At 32.2% G+C, this 17,658-nt stretch carries 18 protein-coding genes and 2 pseudogenes; 10 read left to right on the top strand and 10 right to left on the bottom strand.

The window, feature by feature from the left end:
• Positions 1 to 28 precede the first annotated feature (28 nt).
• Both lepA and EAG11_RS18730 read right to left on the bottom strand, forming a co-directional pair.
• Positions 29 to 1,825 carry a translation elongation factor 4 gene (lepA, locus tag EAG11_RS18725; RefSeq protein ID WP_129540513.1) on the bottom strand — a complete coding sequence of 599 codons (1,797 nt, stop codon included), beginning with the start codon at positions 1,823 to 1,825 and terminating at the stop codon, positions 29 to 31.
• Positions 1,826 to 2,077: 252 nt separating this feature from the next.
• Positions 2,078 to 2,611, bottom strand: a complete 534-nt coding sequence (locus EAG11_RS18730; RefSeq protein ID WP_129540514.1) for a CvpA family protein — start codon at positions 2,609 to 2,611, stop codon at positions 2,078 to 2,080.
• A gap of 166 nt (positions 2,612 to 2,777) precedes the next feature.
• On the opposite strand from EAG11_RS18730, the gene EAG11_RS18735 reads away from it, so the two are divergent.
• The 3 genes and pseudogenes from EAG11_RS18735 to EAG11_RS18745 all read left to right on the top strand — a co-directional run bounded on the left by EAG11_RS18735 (position 2,778) and on the right by EAG11_RS18745 (position 4,845).
• A complete protein-coding gene (locus EAG11_RS18735; protein ID WP_129540515.1) occupies positions 2,778 to 3,134 on the top strand; it encodes a hypothetical protein in 357 nt (118 codons plus the stop codon).
• A 206-nt stretch (positions 3,135 to 3,340) separates the two neighbouring features.
• A pseudogene (gene pheS / locus EAG11_RS18740) lies at positions 3,341 to 4,359 on the top strand (phenylalanine--tRNA ligase subunit alpha).
• Between the two features lie 78 nt (positions 4,360 to 4,437).
• On the top strand, positions 4,438 to 4,845 hold the full coding sequence (locus EAG11_RS18745) for a hypothetical protein (RefSeq protein WP_129540516.1): 408 nt from the start codon (positions 4,438 to 4,440) through the stop codon (positions 4,843 to 4,845).
• Between the two features lie 133 nt (positions 4,846 to 4,978).
• Here the strand turns inward: EAG11_RS18745 and EAG11_RS18750 are convergent, their stop codons facing one another.
• From EAG11_RS18750 to EAG11_RS18760, 3 genes and pseudogenes are all read right to left on the bottom strand, one after another.
• On the bottom strand, positions 4,979 to 5,974 hold the full coding sequence (locus EAG11_RS18750; RefSeq protein WP_129540517.1) for an NAD(P)H-dependent glycerol-3-phosphate dehydrogenase: 996 nt from the start codon (positions 5,972 to 5,974) through the stop codon (positions 4,979 to 4,981).
• Between the two features lie 277 nt (positions 5,975 to 6,251).
• Positions 6,252 to 7,408, bottom strand: a pseudogene (locus EAG11_RS18755) (iron-containing alcohol dehydrogenase).
• 90 nt (positions 7,409 to 7,498) lie between these two features.
• Complete coding sequence (locus tag EAG11_RS18760; RefSeq protein WP_164998738.1) at positions 7,499 to 8,266, bottom strand: type 1 glutamine amidotransferase domain-containing protein; 768 nt, start codon at positions 8,264 to 8,266, stop codon at positions 7,499 to 7,501.
• Positions 8,267 to 8,353: 87 nt separating this feature from the next.
• Between EAG11_RS18760 and EAG11_RS18765 the strand changes: the two genes are divergently transcribed.
• The 7 genes from EAG11_RS18765 to EAG11_RS18795 all read left to right on the top strand — a co-directional run bounded on the left by EAG11_RS18765 (position 8,354) and on the right by EAG11_RS18795 (position 14,262).
• Complete coding sequence (locus EAG11_RS18765; protein ID WP_129540518.1) at positions 8,354 to 9,250, top strand: LysR family transcriptional regulator; 897 nt, start codon at positions 8,354 to 8,356, stop codon at positions 9,248 to 9,250.
• 88 nt (positions 9,251 to 9,338) lie between these two features.
• Positions 9,339 to 10,031 carry an NUDIX domain-containing protein gene (locus tag EAG11_RS18770; RefSeq protein ID WP_129540519.1) on the top strand — a complete coding sequence of 231 codons (693 nt, stop codon included), beginning with the start codon at positions 9,339 to 9,341 and terminating at the stop codon, positions 10,029 to 10,031.
• Between the two features lie 74 nt (positions 10,032 to 10,105).
• Entirely contained in the window at positions 10,106 to 10,939 is an 834-nt protein-coding gene (gene prs, locus EAG11_RS18775) for a ribose-phosphate diphosphokinase (protein ID WP_129540520.1), read from the top strand.
• Positions 10,936 to 11,472 carry an NADAR family protein gene (locus EAG11_RS18780; protein WP_129540521.1) on the top strand — a complete coding sequence of 179 codons (537 nt, stop codon included), beginning with the start codon at positions 10,936 to 10,938 and terminating at the stop codon, positions 11,470 to 11,472. Before prs ends, EAG11_RS18780 begins: the two co-directional genes overlap by 4 nt.
• Positions 11,473 to 11,494: 22 nt before the next feature.
• The gene (locus tag EAG11_RS18785; protein WP_129540522.1) at positions 11,495 to 12,037 is read left to right on the top strand and encodes an RNA 2'-phosphotransferase; all 543 of its coding nucleotides are present in this window, start codon (positions 11,495 to 11,497) and stop codon (positions 12,035 to 12,037) included.
• Positions 12,038 to 12,039: 2 nt separating this feature from the next.
• A complete protein-coding gene (locus EAG11_RS18790) occupies positions 12,040 to 12,768 on the top strand; it encodes a metallophosphoesterase family protein (protein ID WP_129540523.1) in 729 nt (242 codons plus the stop codon).
• 24 nt (positions 12,769 to 12,792) lie between these two features.
• Positions 12,793 to 14,262, top strand: coding sequence for a nicotinate phosphoribosyltransferase (locus EAG11_RS18795; RefSeq protein WP_129540524.1), 1,470 nt, complete (start codon positions 12,793 to 12,795; stop codon positions 14,260 to 14,262).
• Positions 14,263 to 14,516: 254 nt separating this feature from the next.
• Here EAG11_RS18795 and nadD read toward each other — a convergent pair whose 3' ends face one another.
• From nadD to EAG11_RS18820, 5 genes are all read right to left on the bottom strand, one after another.
• Positions 14,517 to 15,098, bottom strand: coding sequence for a nicotinate (nicotinamide) nucleotide adenylyltransferase (nadD, locus tag EAG11_RS18800; protein WP_129540525.1), 582 nt, complete (start codon positions 15,096 to 15,098; stop codon positions 14,517 to 14,519).
• Positions 15,099 to 15,214: 116 nt separating this feature from the next.
• Positions 15,215 to 15,637, bottom strand: coding sequence for a DoxX family protein (locus EAG11_RS18805; protein WP_129540526.1), 423 nt, complete (start codon positions 15,635 to 15,637; stop codon positions 15,215 to 15,217).
• A 62-nt stretch (positions 15,638 to 15,699) separates the two neighbouring features.
• The gene (gmk, locus tag EAG11_RS18810) at positions 15,700 to 16,275 is read right to left on the bottom strand and encodes a guanylate kinase (protein ID WP_129540527.1); all 576 of its coding nucleotides are present in this window, start codon (positions 16,273 to 16,275) and stop codon (positions 15,700 to 15,702) included.
• Positions 16,276 to 16,345: 70 nt separating this feature from the next.
• Complete coding sequence (locus tag EAG11_RS18815) at positions 16,346 to 17,206, bottom strand: YicC/YloC family endoribonuclease (RefSeq protein ID WP_129540528.1); 861 nt, start codon at positions 17,204 to 17,206, stop codon at positions 16,346 to 16,348.
• 57 nt (positions 17,207 to 17,263) lie between these two features.
• Positions 17,264 to 17,617, bottom strand: coding sequence for an arsenate reductase family protein (locus EAG11_RS18820; RefSeq protein WP_129540529.1), 354 nt, complete (start codon positions 17,615 to 17,617; stop codon positions 17,264 to 17,266).
• Positions 17,618 to 17,658: the final 41 nt, after the last annotated feature.

A 17,658-nucleotide genomic window follows, 5' to 3' on the forward strand; every position in this document is an offset into this window, starting at 1 on the left:
TCTTTATTTTTTCTTCTAAAATAAAAAACTAATCATTCAATTTAAGCACAGCCATAAAAGCTTCTTGAGGAATTTCAACGTTTCCTACCTGACGCATACGTTTTTTACCTTTTTTCTGTTTTTCAAGAAGTTTACGCTTACGCGAAATATCTCCACCATAACATTTTGCAGTAACGTCTTTACGTAATGCTTTTATAGTTTCACGAGCAATAATTTTAGCTCCAATTGCAGCTTGAATCGGAATGTCAAATTGTTGTCTTGGGATTAATTCACGTAATTTTTCGGTCATTTTTTTACCGATGTTATAAGCATTGTCTTCGTGAATCAATGCAGAAAGTGCATCAACAGTTTGTGCATTTAAAAGAACATCCAATTTTACTAATTTAGAAGTTCTCATTCCTATCGGAGTGTAATCAAAAGAAGCATAACCTTTAGAAACCGTTTTTAAACGATCATAAAAATCAAATACAATTTCGGCTAATGGCATATCAAAATTTAATTCTACACGTTCTGTAGTTAAATAGGTTTGATTGGTAATTTGACCGCGTTTTTCGATACACAAACTCATTACGTTTCCAACAAAGTCAGCTTTTGTAATAATTGTTGCTTTAATATATGGTTCTTCAACTCTGTCTAGTTTTGAAGGCTCTGGTAAATCTGATGGATTGTTTACTACAAAAGCCGTTTCTGGTTCTTTTTTGGTATAAGCAAGATACGAAACGTTAGGTACTGTAGTAATTACAGTCATATCAAATTCGCGCTCTAAACGTTCCTGAATGATTTCCATGTGAAGCATTCCTAAGAATCCACAACGGAAACCAAATCCTAAAGCAGCAGAACTTTCAGGAGTAAAAACTAACGAAGCATCATTTAATTGTAATTTCTCCATAGAAGAACGCAAATCTTCATAATCTTCAGTATCTACAGGGTAAATTCCAGCAAATACCATTGGTTTTACATCCTCAAAACCGGTAATCATATTAGTTGTAGGGACTTTAGCATCAGTTAGAGTATCTCCAACTTTAACCTCTTTGGCTTCTTTAATTCCAGAAATTAAGTAACCAACATCACCTGCAGAAATTACATTTTTAGGAACTTGATTTAATTTTAATGTTCCAATTTCATCCGCAAAATATTCATTTCCAGTGGCCATGAATTTAATTTTTTGCCCTTTTCTGATTTCTCCATTTTTCACACGGAAAATAACTTCAATTCCACGAAACGGATTGTAATGTGAATCGAAAATCAAAGCTTGTAATGGCTCATCAATATTTCCTGTTGGAGGTGGGATTTTTTCAATAATGGCGGCCAAAATATTTTCGACACCAAAACCTGTTTTTCCAGAAGCATGAATAATATCTTCTAATTTACATCCTAATAAATCAATAATATCATCACTAACTTCTTCTGGATTTGCACTTGGTAAATCAACTTTATTCAAAACAGGAATGATTTCTAAGTCATTTTCTAGTGCTAAGTATAAATTTGATATGGTTTGAGCCTGAATACTTTGTGCAGCATCAACAATTAATAGTGCTCCTTCGCAAGCAGCAATTGATCGAGAAACTTCGTATGAAAAGTCAACGTGTCCTGGAGTGTCAATTAAATTCAGGATGTATTCTTCTCCTTTATAAGTGTACTCCATTTGTATTGCGTGACTTTTTATGGTAATTCCACGTTCGCGCTCCAAGTCCATATTGTCTAGCAATTGGGCCTTTTCTTCACGAGCAGTTACGGTTTGTGTAGCGCCAAGCAAACGGTCAGCAAGTGTACTTTTACCGTGATCAATGTGTGCAATAATGCAAAAGTTACGTATCTTTTTCATTGTTTATTATGTCAATTCTCTATGCGAGTTTAAGTGTTTTTTTGTTGTAAATCTATGGTGTAGCAAAGCCGTAACACCTCTTCAATAATCTGCAAAGATAATGCAAAGTTTTGGATTCTAGAATCTAGATGTATTATTGTTGAGGCTTTAAGAAATAAAAGATGAATTCGGCTGTTTTTTACACTCTTATATGTTTATTCTAAAATCTAAATTTGCATAAAAGGCAGTCTTTGTTATGTAAGAAAAGATCTTTTATTTGGTTGTTTCAGATTCTTTCTCAGCACTGCTTTTCTTTAAGGTATCATACCAGTTTTCTATTGAAGGATAAATAAAACTAGCTACTTTTTGTATTGGATTATAAAAGATTGATTTATCTAAGGTTTCTTTTTTTGCAAAAGTATGGTTGAAGTTTATTTTTTCAAAAAGGGTAAAAACGACACTTAATATTAAAACAGTTTTTAGAATTCTAAAAAGACCACCACCAAGTTTATTAAGCCATCCTAATTGAGCAAAATCTGCAATTCCGGTTAAAAATTTAGCTAATAAATATACAACAATGACCACTAAAATAAATGTCAATATAAATGCTGTAATCTGAATCGTATTTGGATTCCATGAAACATGTTTCATGATGATTTCTTTCATTAAAGACGAGAATTTAATGGCTAAATAAATTCCCAATAGTAGAGATATAAAAGAGGCAACCTCTACAAAAAGACCATTTTTGATGCCTTGGTACAAACCGAAAATCAATAAAGCACCTAAAATCATATCGAAAAAACTCATATTCTTAATTTTTGTTTAATGAATGCGCAAATATAAAAGAATTATCTACTACGTATTGTCAAATTTCAAGTTCTTATCTTTGTACACGGATTTATATTTTTTAAATCCTATAAAATGTTATCCTGAGCAGAGTCGAAGGGTACAAATCATAATCAACAATATAAATATGTCAAGAGACACACAACTTAAAGAACGCTGGGAACAGCTTGTAAATATACTTTCTGATCAATTTTCACAAGGAGAAAACTTAGATTTAGATTCCATAATTTATTTAATAGGGGTACAGGAGTTAGGAAAATTACATCGCGAATTTAAAAAAGATGAAAAATTAAACCTAATGCATATCGCTATATGTAGGTTATTAGAACCTTATGGGTTTTATGAATTTGAGTTTTTTGACGAAGAAGGTTGGCCGCATTACAAAGTAAAAGAAGAATTACCTCCATTAAAGGCAGGAGAACAATCTGTTTTGATGAAAGAAGCAATTGTGAATTATTTTTTAGAAAGAAAACTTATTGATTAGTTTTTTAGTATTCAGTCTCAGTCTACAGTCACAGTTTCGGTTTGTCTTTCAATAGGTACTGAAAACCCAGAATGAATATCGCGACTGTAAACTGCGACTAAAAATTAGTTTGATAAGATAGTTTCTTGAAATTGAAAGGAAACTTTGAATTTTAGACATTATACTTAGAACAAAATCCTTAAATTTGTAGTTTCAAAGTAAGATCGATGATAGATAAGATAAAAGAATATATTGGGGAAGCTCAAGCTTTTTCAACAGAAAACAAAGAAGAATTAGAAGCATTCCGAATTAAATTTCTTGGTAAGAAAGGTGTTTTAAACGATTTTTTTGCCGAATTTAAGACTGTACCAAATGATCAAAAAAGGAATTTGGACAAGTTATAAACGCTTTAAAAACAGCTGCTGAAGATAAAGTAAAGGCTATTGTTGAAGCTTTAGAAAGCAAGGAAGAAGTTAAAGGTGTTTATGGAGATTTAACTCGTGCTGCAGAACCAATAATTATTGGCTCTCGTCATCCGATATCAATCGTGAAGAATCAGATTATAGATATTTTTGCTAATATTGGTTTTAACGTTTCCGAAGGTCCAGAAATCGAAGATGACTGGCATAATTTTACCGCATTAAATCTTCCGGAATACCATCCGGCACGTGATATGCAGGATACATTTTTTATACAAACAAATCCTGATGTATTGTTGCGTACACATACTTCATCAGTTCAGGTGCGTTATATGGAAAATCATAAACCGCCTATTCGTACTATTTCTCCAGGACGTGTTTTTCGTAATGAAGCAATTTCGTCACGTTCACACTGTATTTTCCATCAGGTAGAAGGATTGTATATTGATAAAGATGTTTCGTTTGCCGATTTAAAACAAACTTTGCTTTACTTTACGAAAGAAATGTTCGGAAAGTCAAAAATTCGTTTGCGTCCATCATATTTTCCATTTACAGAGCCTAGTGCTGAGATCGATATTTATTGGGGACTAAAAACGGAAACTGATTATCGTATCACTAAAGGAACGGGTTGGTTAGAAATTGGTGGTTGTGGAATGGTAGATCCAAACGTTTTGAAAAATTGTGATATAAATCCAGAAGAATACAATGGGTTTGCATTTGGAATGGGAGTAGAGCGTATTGCAATGTTGTTGTACCAAATTGGAGATATTCGTATGTTTTACGAAAATGATGTTCGATTCTTAGAGCAATTTAAATCGAATATATAATATAAGTTGAAAGTTATAAAGTCGAAAGTTTCAAAGTATGGGATTTTCGACTTTATGATTTTATAAGTTTAGACTAATATGAAAAAGGATATAATTATTCCAGAAGTAGAAAATGTATTTTTGGCAGTTGTTCAAGAATGGAGCGACGATTTTATGGAGAAAGTGTGGTACGCTTATCTTATAAATGATAGTGATTTTAATATTGATAGTGTAATGGTGGTTTCAAAAGCTTTTGGAACAATCGATGGCGAAATGAAAAAAACGTCACTTTTGCGTCATGCTTTTGTTGAAGTTCCTGCAGTTTCAGTTGTAAAAATCGAAATGGTAGAAAAAAGCCTATTGACTTTAAACAACGAATTTATGGTTACTTATTTTATCGGTAATACATTATATGATAAGAAGTTTATTTTCAAAGCACATTCTATTCATGAAGATTTTTCTGAAGAAGTGCCAATTCTATTCGTTGAAGGAATTATGGTGAAATAGTTTGTTGTTGCAATTTTTAAAAAATGTAGCATATAATTTCTATAAAAAGAGTAAATAGATGAATAAAGAAGAGTCCCAAATAATTTAATTATTTGGGACTCTTCTTTATTTTTAACAGATAGAAAACGAAATATTAGTCTAATAAATCCGTTAATTTTTTAAATACCACTTTGGCGTCTTTGCCTTCATATAAGATACTATATACAGCATCTATAATTGGTGTTTTTGCACCGTAACCTTGGTTTAGTTTGTAAGCGCTTTTGGTTGCATAATACCCTTCAGAAACCATGCTCATCTCCATCATAGCACTTTTTACAGTGTATCCTTTTCCAATCATATTTCCAAACATTCTGTTTCTTGAAAAAACAGAATATCCTGTAACTAATAAATCGCCTAAGTAAGCTGAGTCATTAATGTTACGTTTCATTTTATGCACTTTCTTGATGAATTTCTTCATTTCACGAATGGCATTACTCATGATAACCGATTGAAAATTGTCGCCATAACCTAAGCCATGTGCAATTCCAGCAGCTATCGCATAAATGTTTTTAAGCATTGCAGCATATTCGGTACCAATAATATCATCAGAAATTTTGGCTTTAATGTAGTTTCCAGATAGGTTTTTAGCAACAACGCCAGCTTTACTTGGATCGCCACATGCAATTGTTAAATATGATAATCTTTCAAGCGCAACTTCTTCGGCATGACATGGACCAGTAATAACACCAATATTGTAAAAAGGAATGTCGTATTTTATATGAAAATGCTCTCCAACAATCAAACTCGTTTCAGGAACAATCCCTTTAATAGCAGAGAAAACAATTTTATTCTCTAACGATACAGTTAGTTTCTCTAACTCAGCATGTAAAAAAGCCGATGGAATAGCAAAAATAATATAATCAGCATATTCAACGGCTTCATTTATATTATTGGTAAGTTTTAGTTTTTGAGTATCAAATTCTACCGAACTTAAGTAATTCGGGTTGTGTTTGTATTTATTAATGTGTTCGATAGCAGCGTCATTACGCATGTACCACGAAATTTCAGAAAGATTTACACATAGCATTTTTGCAATGGCGGTCGCCCAGCTTCCACCACCGATTACTGCAAATTTTAAATTTTCGCTCATTTAATTATTAATTTTCATCAAAAGTACTTAATAATGCAGTAATAACACAAAAAAGAGCCGAATTAATGTGCTATTTTGGTTTCAATAATAAAAAACGATTTTTTTTACATTGCATACAATAAGTTATTGATTCTTACGTTATAGTAGTTTATGAATTAGAATTTTAGTTAAATGAATTTACAAATTGAGTTAGTTAGTTTTGTTTTAGTATTGTGAAAAGGCGTCCTTAAAATAAGTTTAAGAACGCCTTTTCTATTTTATTTCTATCTTGAGAAGTTTAATAACTCATTTCTACAATCGATTTTACTTTATCCAAAGTAACCAATTGATTTTCTCCTAAACCTTTCCATCCTCTTTCTTCAAAGCGATTTACTATAAAATCGGCTGTTTTGTCATAGTCATTTGTATATTGAGATAGTTTGGTATCCATTCCCATAGTATGAAAAAAGGCCACTGTTTGGTTGATAGCTTCTTTAGCAACTTCATCATCTGAACCTGTTAGGTTAAAAATACGTCTTCCGTATTGTGCTAGTTTTCCTTTTTTAGTTTCAAACATTACATGGTATAAACTAGGACCAACAATTGCTAATGTTCTAGCATGGTCGATGCCGTATAAAGCAGTTAATTCATGACCAATCATATGAGTTGCCCAATCACTAGGTACGCCTTTTTGAATTAATCCATTTAACGCCATAGTACAACTCCACATAAAGTTTGAAGCCAGAGTATAATCAGTAGGGTTTTCAACCACTTTTGGTCCGACCTCTATTAAAGTTTGTAAAATACCTTCGGCAATTCGGTCTTGTAAATAACCTTCATGAGGATACGTTAAGTATTGTTCCATAACGTGAGTATAAGCATCTACAACACCATTTTGTAATTGTCTTTTTGGTAAAGATGTAATTACAGTTGGATCACAAATAGAGAATTTTGGAAACAACGCACTTCCACCAAAAGCTAATTTTTCCTGAGTAGCTTCAATGGTAACTACAGCACCTGAATTCATTTCACTTCCTGTTGCAGGCAACGTTAGAACGGTTCCGAATGGTACAGCATTTTCTTTAATCAACAAACGTTTATGAAGGATATCAATTGGATTCCCATCAAAATTAACGGTAGCCGAAATAAATTTAACTCCGTCAATTACAGAACCACCACCAACAGCTAAAATAAAATCAATTTTTTCAGCTTTGATAACCGCTACAGCTTTCATTAAAGTTTCGAAGTGTGGATTTGGTTCAATTCCGCCGAATTCTACAATATCAAAACCTTTAAGGTTATTGATTACTTGTTCGTGAATTCCGTTTTTAAAGATGCTCCCACCTCCATAAGCCAATAATATTTTGCTCCTTGAGGAACAAGGTCTTTTAGTTTATCAATTTGTCCTTTTCCGAAAACTAGATTTGTCGGATTGTATAATTCAAAGTTTAACATAGTTTTTTATTTTATAGTTACTAAGATAGTAAGTTGTTGAGGTTCTAAGTTTTTCTCATAGTAGAATAGAATCTCAGGAGCTTAGCGTCTTTATTTAGAATTCAATTTTTGTAATAACTTTTTAGCAACCAATTTTGATGATGCAGGATTTTGTCCTGTAATTAATAATCCATCTTCAACAGCGTATGGTTCCCAGTTTGCTCCTTTTAAGAAATTTGCTCCATTATGTTTTAAAGCATCTTCTAATAAAAAGGGAACGACTTTAGTTAAGCCAACGGCCTCTTCTTCTTCATTTGTAAAACCAGTTACTTTTTTTCCTTTTACTAAAAATTCACCATTTACTTTTACATTTTTAAGCACAGCAGGAGCGTGACAAACAAAAGCTACAGGTTTTTTGTGAGTATAAAAAGACTCAATTAAAGCAATTGAATTTTTATCTTCTACTAAATCCCACAATGGTCCATGACCTCCAGGATAAAAAACAGCATCGTAATTTGCTTGATTGATAGTCGAAAGTTTGTGTGTGTGTGCTAATTTTTCTTGTAATACTTTGTCAGTATCAAATCGTTTTGTGTCTTCTGTTGCAGATGCTGGATCTGCACTTTTTGGATCTATTGGTGGTTGCCCTCCAAGTGGTGAAGCAATTGTAATTTCAATACCCTGATCTAATAACTCATAATAAGGTGCAGCAAATTCTTCTGACCAAAAACCTGTTTTTTCTCCTGTATTGCCCAGTTTGTCATTACTGGTTACAACAAATAATACTTTTTTCATAGCTTTTTTATTTACTTTTTGGGCAGTAACTTTTGTACTGTTTATAGTTAATGCGATAATAACAAATAGAGCAATTTTCTTCATAAGATGTTTTATTTGATACAAAATTAGAGCAATTAAGGTATTAGTAAAAATAAAATAAATTATGTTTGTGATAAATATATTTATATCATGGTTAATTTAGAATGGTACAGAACGTTTAAATCGGTATATAAAAATGGTAATTTTTCTTTGGCTGCCAAAGAACTTTTTATCAGTCAACCAGCAGTTAGTCAGCAAATATCAATGTTGGAAGCACACGTAGGTTATAAGCTCTTTAACAGAAAATCAAAAGGAGTAGAACCAACGGACTATGCTAAGTTACTTAATAATCTAATTATAGATGCCCTGGATCGTCTCGAAAATGTAGAGAATGGATTTCGTGCAAAAGCCTCCGATGCCAATCGATTAATTTCAGTAGGGATTTCTAAAAATTTATTTGCTAGTTTAGGAAGTGTTCTGATTTCTAAATTCGATTTTATAGATTTTAGTTTTCATGATAATGATACACTTTTTGAGTTAGTTGATACTAAGAAGCTTGATTTTGCCATTATCACCAAGCAGTTTGATACGTTTGATACGATATACGAAATTGTTGGAAAAATTAAATTAATAATGGTTTCATCCCCACAACTTGAGACAAATGAATTCAAGTTAAAATTAAAATCTAAAAAATTATCTGAAATAGAGCAGTGGCTTAATGAGCAAAAATGGTATAGTCATGATGCTCGAATTCCGCATGTTAAATTGTTTTGGTTAAGTGTTTTTAATAAAAAAAGACCATCTATGGTGCCCAATTATATTATTCCTAATGAAAGTGAAATGCTAAGAGTACTTTCTAAGAATAGTGGAATTGGAATAACATGGGATTGTAATGCAAAAGAATTAATTCAGGAAAATAAGATAAAGCTACTATGGAATAGTAAAGAAATGCCTAGTATAGATGTTTTCTTATTGTCTGGAAAAAACAGTAACCTGAGTCCTATTTTTGAAACTATTGCTACAGAATTAAAGGAGGTTTTAAAATGATAATCACTTATGTTTATATTTGATAGAGGTTAAATCTTAATCAGTACAAATAGTATTTATATTTGTGTAAATTTTACGCATTAAAGTTATGATAGAAAATCAAAATATTAGAGTTGCTGTCGATGCGATTGTTTTTGGATACCAAAACAATCAATTATATGTGCTTTTAATTCAGCAAAAATTTGGATCTACAGAATCGTATTGGGCTTTGCCAGGCGGATTAGTGAAAAATGATGAATCATTGCAGCAAGCAGTAAAACGGGAGTTAAAAGAGGAAACTAATATTACGGTGAATCACTTTGAGCAATTATTTACTTTCGGTGATGATGTTTTCAGGGATCCGAGAAACAGGGTTATTTCTGTAGCATATTTTGCATTAGTAGATCCTTCAAAGCTAAAAGTTAAGGCTGATTCTGACGCAGATAATGCACAATGGTTTAAAGTGGATACTATTCCAGTTTTGGCTTTTGACCATAATTTGATTTTAAAAAAAGCAATTGAACGTTTAAAAGCAAAACTTACTTATGAACCAATCGGGTTTGATTTATTGCCAGTAGAGTTTATGTTTTCAGAATTAGAGAATTTGTATTGCACGATTTTAGAGAAAGAAATAGACAGAAGAAATTTCAGAAAAAAGATTTTAAGTTACGGGATTATTCAGGAAACAGATAATTTTTCTCCTAATAAAACAGGAAGGCCAGCAAAATTATTTAAGTTTAATCAGAAGAAATATAATGACTTATTGAAAGAAGGATTCCACTTTGAAATAAAGTTTGCGTAATTTTTACACAAAATAATTGTTGAACAGAATATTAAATGTATATTTGCGTATAATTAACGCAAACTAAAAAAGCTATGATACTTAATTTAGACCCAAATTTCAGACCATTTCCAGGACAAAAAGAAATAGATTTTAAAAGTTTCATTTTTTCAGGAGGAGAACCACATATCAAGATTAATCCTGATTTTGATGTCAATCAAAAAATAACAATTACACATAGATTAAATTCATTCAACGATTTTGGATTATTATGTTTAGCTGTTGACGCATTAAGAAGGATGGACGTAAAAGTTATTGATTTGTTTATTCCTTATTTTCCAGCGGCAAGACAAGATCGTGTCATGATAAAAGGAGAACCATTATCAGTAAAAGTTTATGCAGATATCATAAATGCAATGCAATTGAACAAAGTATCTGTTTTTGATGCACATTCTGAAGTTACCCCAGCTTTGGTAAACAATTGTGATGTAATTCCGAATCATATTTTTATCCAAAAAGTGATAAAAACAATAGGAAGCAATGTAAAATTAATTTCTCCAGACGGTGGAGCGTTGAAAAAAATCTATAAAGTTTCTGAGTTTCTTGGCGGAGTTGATGTTGTAGAATGTAGTAAAAGCCGCGATGTGAAAACAGGAAGATTATCAGGCTTTAAAGTATATGAAGATGATTTGCAGGGAATGGATTGTCTTATTGTAGATGATATTTGCGATGGAGGGGGAACCTTCGTAGGATTAGCAGAAGAGTTAAAAAAGAAAAATGCTGGAAAATTATATCTAGCGGTAAGCCACGGAATTTTCAATAAAGGTTTTGAGGTTTTAGATTGTTTCGATAAAATATTTACAACCAATTCTTTCAAAGATTTTGAAGGAGAAAGTGTTGAAGTTGTGAAATTAAGTGAATTGATATGAAGTATAGTATAGAAAAACTCATAGCAGAAAATCAAGATAATAAATATCTCTTTTTTTGGGGACATCAGCCAAATAAAGATGGAAGTATTTCTAAAACTTGTTTCAGTCAGTGGTGGTTAAGCTCATTTGAAGTTGATAATGTGACTTATAAAACGGCAGAACACTGGATGATGGCAAAGAAAGCAGAATTGTTTAACGATAAAGAAGTTTTAGAAAAAATAATTAAAGCCAATTCTCCTGCCGAAGCCAAAAAGTTAGGCAGAGAAGTTAAAAATTATGATGATGCTGTTTGGTTAGATAATAGATACGAGATTGTTCGACAAGGGAATTTTTACAAATTCAGTCAGAATAAGAATCTAAAAGAATTTCTAATTAATACAAAGGATAGAGTTTTAGTAGAAGCAAGCCCAGTTGATCCAATCTGGGGTATAGGAATGGCAAGTGACCACAAAGATGTTTTGAATCCTAAGAAATGGAGAGGGCCAAACCTTTTAGGATTTGCTTTGATGGAAGTTAGGGATGAATTAAAATAAGAAATATTATTTCATAGAAATTATGAATGAAAAAATAGCAAAAAGCATTAGCAAATTCCTGAGTTTAGTACTCAGACATTCGCCAGAAACCATAAATTTAAAACTAGATGAAAATGGTTGGGCAGATGTAGAAGAATTGATTGCAAAATGTTCGAAAAACGGAAACACATTAAATTCAGAACTTCTGGATTATGTAGTAGAAAATAATGATAAAAAAAGATTTGCTTTTAATGAAGATAAAACTAAAATAAGAGCAAGTCAGGGACATTCAATTTCGGTTGAGCTAAACCTCAATGAAGCAGAACCTTCGGAGTTTTTGTATCACGGGACAGTTGGGAAGTTTATGGAGAGTATCAAAAGAGAAGGACTTCAGAAAATGAGCCGTCAACACGTACATCTTAGCCAAGATAGAGAAACAGCTATTAAGGTGGGCGGAAGAAGAGGAGCTCCGCAGATTTTAAGCGTTAGGAGTGGAGCCATGCATAGAGACGGATTTAAATTTTATTTGTCTGAAAACAATGTTTGGTTAACGGATGAAGTGCCTGTAAAATATATAGAATTTTAATCATGAAAAGGACTTTGGTAATTGGAGATATTCATGGCGGATTAAGAGCTTTAATTCAGCTTTTGGAGCGAACCAATATCCATGCAAATGATAGATTGATTTTCTTAGGAGATTATGTTGATGGTTGGAGTGAATCGGCAGCAGTAATTGATTTTCTTATCGAATTGAATAAAACACATAGCTGTATATTTATTAACGGGAATCATGATATTTGGTGTCAGGAGTGGTTACAATCAGGAAAGCCAAATAATATTTGGTTGCAACACGGAGGAATGGCGACTATAAAAAGCTATGAAGATTTTACTTCTGAGAAAATAGCGGAGCATTTATTCTTTTTTGAAAGCACGAAAGATTATTATATCGATGACCAAAATCGCTTATTTATTCATGCAGGATTTTCCTCTATGCATGGTCCGGAAAAAGAACATTATTCGAGTAATTATTCTTGGGATAGAACATTGTGGGAAATGGCTTTGACAATGGACAAGCGAATAAAAAAAGATTCGCTTTTATATCCCAAAAGATTATTGCTTTACGAAGAAATATACATAGGTCATACACCGACCTTACATTATAATATCGAAGTTCCTATGCAGGGTTGTAATGTTTGGAATATAGATACAGGAGCCGCTTTTCATGGAAAATTATCCTGTATGGATGCTGAAACAAAAAAAGTTTGGCAAAGCGATATAGTCCAGGAATTATATCCCAACGAAAAAGGAAGAAATTAAACGTATAAATTAAAATAATAAACCATGAACCCATTATTACTAACAGATGGTTATAAAGTAGACCACAGAAGACAATATCCAACAGGAACAACATTAGTATATTCTAATTGGACGCCAAGAAAATCAAGAATAGAAGGAGTCGATGAGGTTGTGTTTTTCGGATTGCAATATTTTATCAAAAAGTATATTATTCAAGATTTTGATTTGTACTTTTTTAAACAGCCAAAAGAAGAGGTTGTGAAAAAATATGCAAGAAGAATCAATAACTATTTAGGTGAGAACTTAGTTGGAACGAAACATATTGAAGATTTACATGATTTAGGATACATCCCGATGGTTTTTAAAGCATTGCCAGAAGGAGCAAGCGTTCCTGTTCGTGTACCTATGTTTACGATGTACAATACAATACCAGAGTTTTTTTGGTTAACAAATTATTTCGAAACATTGCTCTCAGCAGTGGTTTGGTTGCCTTGTAATTCTGCAACAATTGCGAAGCAGTATAGAATTGTACTTGATAAATACGCACAAGAAACGTCATCAGTTCCAGAGTTTGTAGATTGGCAAGGACATGATTTCTCTATGAGAGGAATGGGAGGGATAGAAGCGGCTGTAACATCTTCGGCAGGACATTTATTGAGTTTTGCAGGTTCTGATACTATTCCTGCAATTGATTTTCTAGAGGAGTATTACAATGCTAATTCAGATGTTGAGCTTGTTGCTGGATCAGTAGCAGCAACCGAGCATTCAGTAATGTGTATGGGGACGACTGAAGGGGAATACGATACATTTAAGAGATTGATTTGCGAAGTGTACCCTAAAGGGATCGTTTCGATAGTTGCAGATACTTGGGATTTGTGGAAGGTATTAACGGATTATTTGCCTCGATTAAAAGAAGAAATTATTTCAAGAGAAGGAAAAGTAGTAATTAGACCAGATAGTGGAGATCCTGTTGATATTATTTGTGGTAATCCAAACGGGAAAACAGAAGAAGAAAAGAAAGGTGTTATTGAGTTAATTTGGGATGTTTTTGGAGGAACTACAAATAGCAAAGGATATAAAGAATTAGTGCCTCAAATTGGAGCAATATATGGGGATAGTATTACTGTAGCCAGAGCAACTCAAATTTGTGAAAGATTAAAATCTAAAGGTTTTGCTTCTACAAATGTGGTTCTTGGAATAGGTTCGTTTACATATCAATACAATACCAGAGATACATTTGGATTTGCAATGAAAGCAACTTACGGTGAAGTAAACGGCGAAGGAAGAGCTATCTTTAAAGATCCAATTACGGATGATGGTACTAAGAAGTCTGCCAAAGGATTAATGAAAATTGACTTAGTAGATGGCGTATATCATTTAACCGATAATGTTTCTTGGGAAGAAGAACGTAAAGGAGAGTTAAAAGAAGTCTTTAGGGATGGTAAATTATTAATCGACCATTCATTATCAGAAATCAGAAATAATGTAAAAAAAGAAGAGCCTGTTATAAGCTAATCAATAAAGAAAAAGTCTAAATGAATTAACATTTAGGCTTTTTTATTTATATAATGGCGAGTTATATACAATTGTTTTTAACGCATAGAAACATAGTTTTTGTACTCTTAAAAATAGGCGTTTCACTTATTTTGAATGCACAGAGTTAGCTATGTGAGAGAAATATTTTTCTTTTTTGCTTTCTTTTTAACGACACATAAAATCTATGTTTTAAATAAGATTTTTCGAATTATATATAAAACAAATTAATGTTATTACTTCTTGTAGAAATTATTGTGATCGATATATTCCCAGACTTTTTCTGGTAATAGTGGTTGAATATTTTTTCCTTCTTTAATATTGTTACGAATAAAAGTAGAAGATATTTCTACAATAGGCGCATCTATTAAATGAATTTTAGGGTGATTTTTTAATTCTAAATTTTCTACTTCAGATGAAATTCGAGGATAAACATAAATGTCATAATCTTGAAGAATTATTTCATAGTTTTTCCATTTATGAAGAGTCTTCAAGTTGTCTTCGCCCATAATCAATGAAAACTCATGATTAGGATATCTTTCTTGTAAATGAACTAATGTATTTACAGTATAATTAGGCTGAGAGAGTTTAAACTCAATATCCGAAGGTTTTAACTTATCAAAACTATCTGTAGCCAAATGAACCATTTGCAAGCGATGATAGTCATCGAGTAAAGTATCTTTCTTTTTAAGAGGGTTATGCGGTGTAACTACCATCCAAACCTGGTCCAAATCGGCATGTTCTGCCATGTGATTGGCAATAATGAGATGCCCAACATGTATGGGATTAAAAGTTCCGAAATAAAGACCAATTTTCATAAAAAAGGTAATTTTGTTTGATAGATTGAATAGCTTTAACTACAACAGTATTTAACTGGATGAGGTAGTTTTGTCTTTTTTACTTTCAAATTGTTCTAAAATAATAGCGATTAAGCTTAAAAACGACTCTTTTTACTAATGAAATTGTCTATTGAGAATTTACCACTTCCAGTTACAAAAAGGAGTAAATAAAATAATAGATATAAAATAGCCATTTCTTTAACATCGATAGGGTCGGCTCCATGAACAACAAATACAGCAACTAACATTGTTACTATTAAAGGTATTGAAGCTAATCTAGTTGCTAAACCTATTGCGATAAGAAATGAACATACAACTTCGGCAAAAACAGCAAGGCCTAAAGAAAGCGTGTTTCCTACTCCAAGAGGATCAGGAAATTGAATTTCACCTCCTGCTAAAAGTGTATTTAACTTTGGTAAACCATGAAAAATCATCAATGTTGCAATCGATAATCGGATTATAAGAATAATAAAATCTACGTTAGTTTCGCTTCTTTTTACTTGAAATAATCTATTCATAATAGTACTTTTTTCTTTTAAAATAATTTGGGTTTTATATTGCTTTTTATAGCGTAGGAATGTTATTCTTTATTAATGAATTCTTTTACCAGTTGATACGCTTCTTCTTTGGCAGTATCCAAATCGTAGTTTTTGATGATTTTGTCAAATTGTGGTGCAGTTGCTAATTCTACAGATGCTTTAGCAATGCGCATATTGATTTTATCTTCACTTTCGGTCGAGCGTTTTTTCAAACGAATTTTTAGTTCATCGATACTTGGTGGTTTCACAAAAACTGCAAGAGTTTCTTCAGGAAATTTATGTTTAATACGCAATCCTCCAGAAACGTCAATATCAAAAATTACATTTTTGCCTAAAGCCCAAATACGTTCGATTTCGCTTTTTAAAGTCCCGTAAAAATTATCACGATATACTTCTTCCCATTCCAGGAAATCTTCGGCCTTAATGTGTTTTTTAAACTCTTCTAAGGAAATAAAATAATAATCCGTTCCATGAACTTCTTCTCCACGAGGTTCGCGGGAAGCTGCCGAAATAGAAAATTCTAGGTTTAAATCTTCTTTGCTTAATAAATGTCTAACGATGGTTGTTTTTCCTGAACCGGAAGGCGCTGAGAATACGATTAATTTCCCTTTTTTCATTACTTATGCTTTTGGCTTGAAGCACTATGCTTTAAGCTTATATTTATTATATCTTTTCTAGTTTTAGTTTTTACAAAACATTTAAAACCTGTTCTTTGATTTTTTCTAATTCATCTTTCATCATCACAACCAATTTTTGCATTTGGGCATGATTAGATTTGGATCCCATGGTATTAATTTCACGGCCCATTTCCTGAGTAATAAAACCTAATTTTCTACCATTGGCTTCAGTGCCATCAATAGTTTCTAGGAAATAATCAAGGTGATTGGTCAAACGTACTTTTTCTTCAGTTATATCTAATTTTTCTAGATAGTAGATAAGTTCTTGTTCAAAACGGTTTTCATCAACATTTACTTTAAGCTCAGAAATTGCTGTTTGTAAACGGTCTTTTATGGCTTGTACACGTTCAGGGTCTAATGCCAAAGCATCAGTCATATACTGACGGATATTGCCTATGCGTAATTGAAATTCTTTTTCAAGAGACTCGCCTTCGTCTTTTCTGAAACTCAAGATGTTTTGTAGTGCTTCTTCAATTACAGTTTGAATTTGCTCCCAATCATTTTCATCAATTTCTTCGCGTTCTGTTTTTAATGTGTCTGGCATACGAATAGCCATTTTCATCAATTCAGTTTCGTCAGCTTCAGGATAAACCTCTTTTAATTGGTTGATATAAATTCTCACGATAGGAACATTTACTTTCGTAGATGTTTGTTCAGAAGTACTTTCGATAAAAATAGAAAAATCAACTTTACCTCTTTCTAGTTTCAATGCAATCTGATTGCGTAAACCCAACTCCATTTCTCTGTAAAGTGAAGGCATTCTAACATTGAGGTCTAAGCCTTTACTGTTTAGCGATTTTACTTCTACAGTAATTTTTTTTGTTGGTAATTGCAAAGAAGCTTTACCGAACCCTGTCATGGATTGTATCATATAATTGGATATAAAGGGGCAAAGATAATGAAATATTTGCTGTAATGCAGTTGAAGCTTATTTCGCTAAAGCTTTCATTACCTGTAAGATATTTTGTTGAGAGTTGCCAATGTATATTTTTTCATCAATAATAAAGACAGGACGGCTCAAGAAAGTGTAATGTTCTAGTATGTATTTTTTGAAATCAGCTTCAGTCAATGATTTGTTTTTTAAATCCATTGATTTGTACAATTGTGCTTTTTTGCTAAACAAAGCTTCGTAACTACCAGCAAGACGGTACATTTCTTCAAGTTCAGTTTCAGTAATTGGATTTTGCTTGATGTCATGAAATACCAAATCTATATCTTTAGGTAGTCCTTTTATTATTTTGCGACAAGTATCACAAGAGGCGAGGTAGTATATTTTATTCATAGCGTCGAAATTTTGAGTACAAAGAAAACCCTTTTAAGATT

This window comes from Flavobacterium sp. 140616W15, assembly GCF_003668995.1.
In the GTDB taxonomy this organism is placed as follows: domain Bacteria; phylum Bacteroidota; class Bacteroidia; order Flavobacteriales; family Flavobacteriaceae; genus Flavobacterium.

What these genes read in the sequence shown, in the direction of transcription:
- lepA (WP_129540513.1), bottom strand. Translation starts at nt 1,825, where the DNA reads ATGAAAAAGATACGTAACTTTTGCATTATTGCACACATTGATCACGGT.
- EAG11_RS18730 (WP_129540514.1), bottom strand. Translation starts at nt 2,611, where the DNA reads ATGAGTTTTTTCGATATGATTTTAGGTGCTTTATTGATTTTCGGTTTG.
- EAG11_RS18735 (WP_129540515.1), top strand. Translation starts at nt 2,778, where the DNA reads ATGTCAAGAGACACACAACTTAAAGAACGCTGGGAACAGCTTGTAAAT.
- EAG11_RS18745 (WP_129540516.1), top strand. Translation starts at nt 4,438, where the DNA reads ATGAAAAAGGATATAATTATTCCAGAAGTAGAAAATGTATTTTTGGCA.
- EAG11_RS18750 (WP_129540517.1), bottom strand. Translation starts at nt 5,974, where the DNA reads ATGAGCGAAAATTTAAAATTTGCAGTAATCGGTGGTGGAAGCTGGGCG.
- EAG11_RS18760 (WP_164998738.1), bottom strand. Translation starts at nt 8,266, where the DNA reads ATGAAGAAAATTGCTCTATTTGTTATTATCGCATTAACTATAAACAGT.
- EAG11_RS18765 (WP_129540518.1), top strand. Translation starts at nt 8,354, where the DNA reads ATGGTTAATTTAGAATGGTACAGAACGTTTAAATCGGTATATAAAAAT.
- EAG11_RS18770 (WP_129540519.1), top strand. Translation starts at nt 9,339, where the DNA reads ATGATAGAAAATCAAAATATTAGAGTTGCTGTCGATGCGATTGTTTTT.
- prs (WP_129540520.1), top strand. Translation starts at nt 10,106, where the DNA reads ATGATACTTAATTTAGACCCAAATTTCAGACCATTTCCAGGACAAAAA.
- EAG11_RS18780 (WP_129540521.1), top strand. Translation starts at nt 10,936, where the DNA reads ATGAAGTATAGTATAGAAAAACTCATAGCAGAAAATCAAGATAATAAA.
- EAG11_RS18785 (WP_129540522.1), top strand. Translation starts at nt 11,495, where the DNA reads ATGAATGAAAAAATAGCAAAAAGCATTAGCAAATTCCTGAGTTTAGTA.
- EAG11_RS18790 (WP_129540523.1), top strand. Translation starts at nt 12,040, where the DNA reads ATGAAAAGGACTTTGGTAATTGGAGATATTCATGGCGGATTAAGAGCT.
- EAG11_RS18795 (WP_129540524.1), top strand. Translation starts at nt 12,793, where the DNA reads ATGAACCCATTATTACTAACAGATGGTTATAAAGTAGACCACAGAAGA.
- nadD (WP_129540525.1), bottom strand. Translation starts at nt 15,098, where the DNA reads ATGAAAATTGGTCTTTATTTCGGAACTTTTAATCCCATACATGTTGGG.
- EAG11_RS18805 (WP_129540526.1), bottom strand. Translation starts at nt 15,637, where the DNA reads ATGAATAGATTATTTCAAGTAAAAAGAAGCGAAACTAACGTAGATTTT.
- gmk (WP_129540527.1), bottom strand. Translation starts at nt 16,275, where the DNA reads ATGAAAAAAGGGAAATTAATCGTATTCTCAGCGCCTTCCGGTTCAGGA.
- EAG11_RS18815 (WP_129540528.1), bottom strand. Translation starts at nt 17,206, where the DNA reads ATGATACAATCCATGACAGGGTTCGGTAAAGCTTCTTTGCAATTACCA.
- EAG11_RS18820 (WP_129540529.1), bottom strand. Translation starts at nt 17,617, where the DNA reads ATGAATAAAATATACTACCTCGCCTCTTGTGATACTTGTCGCAAAATA.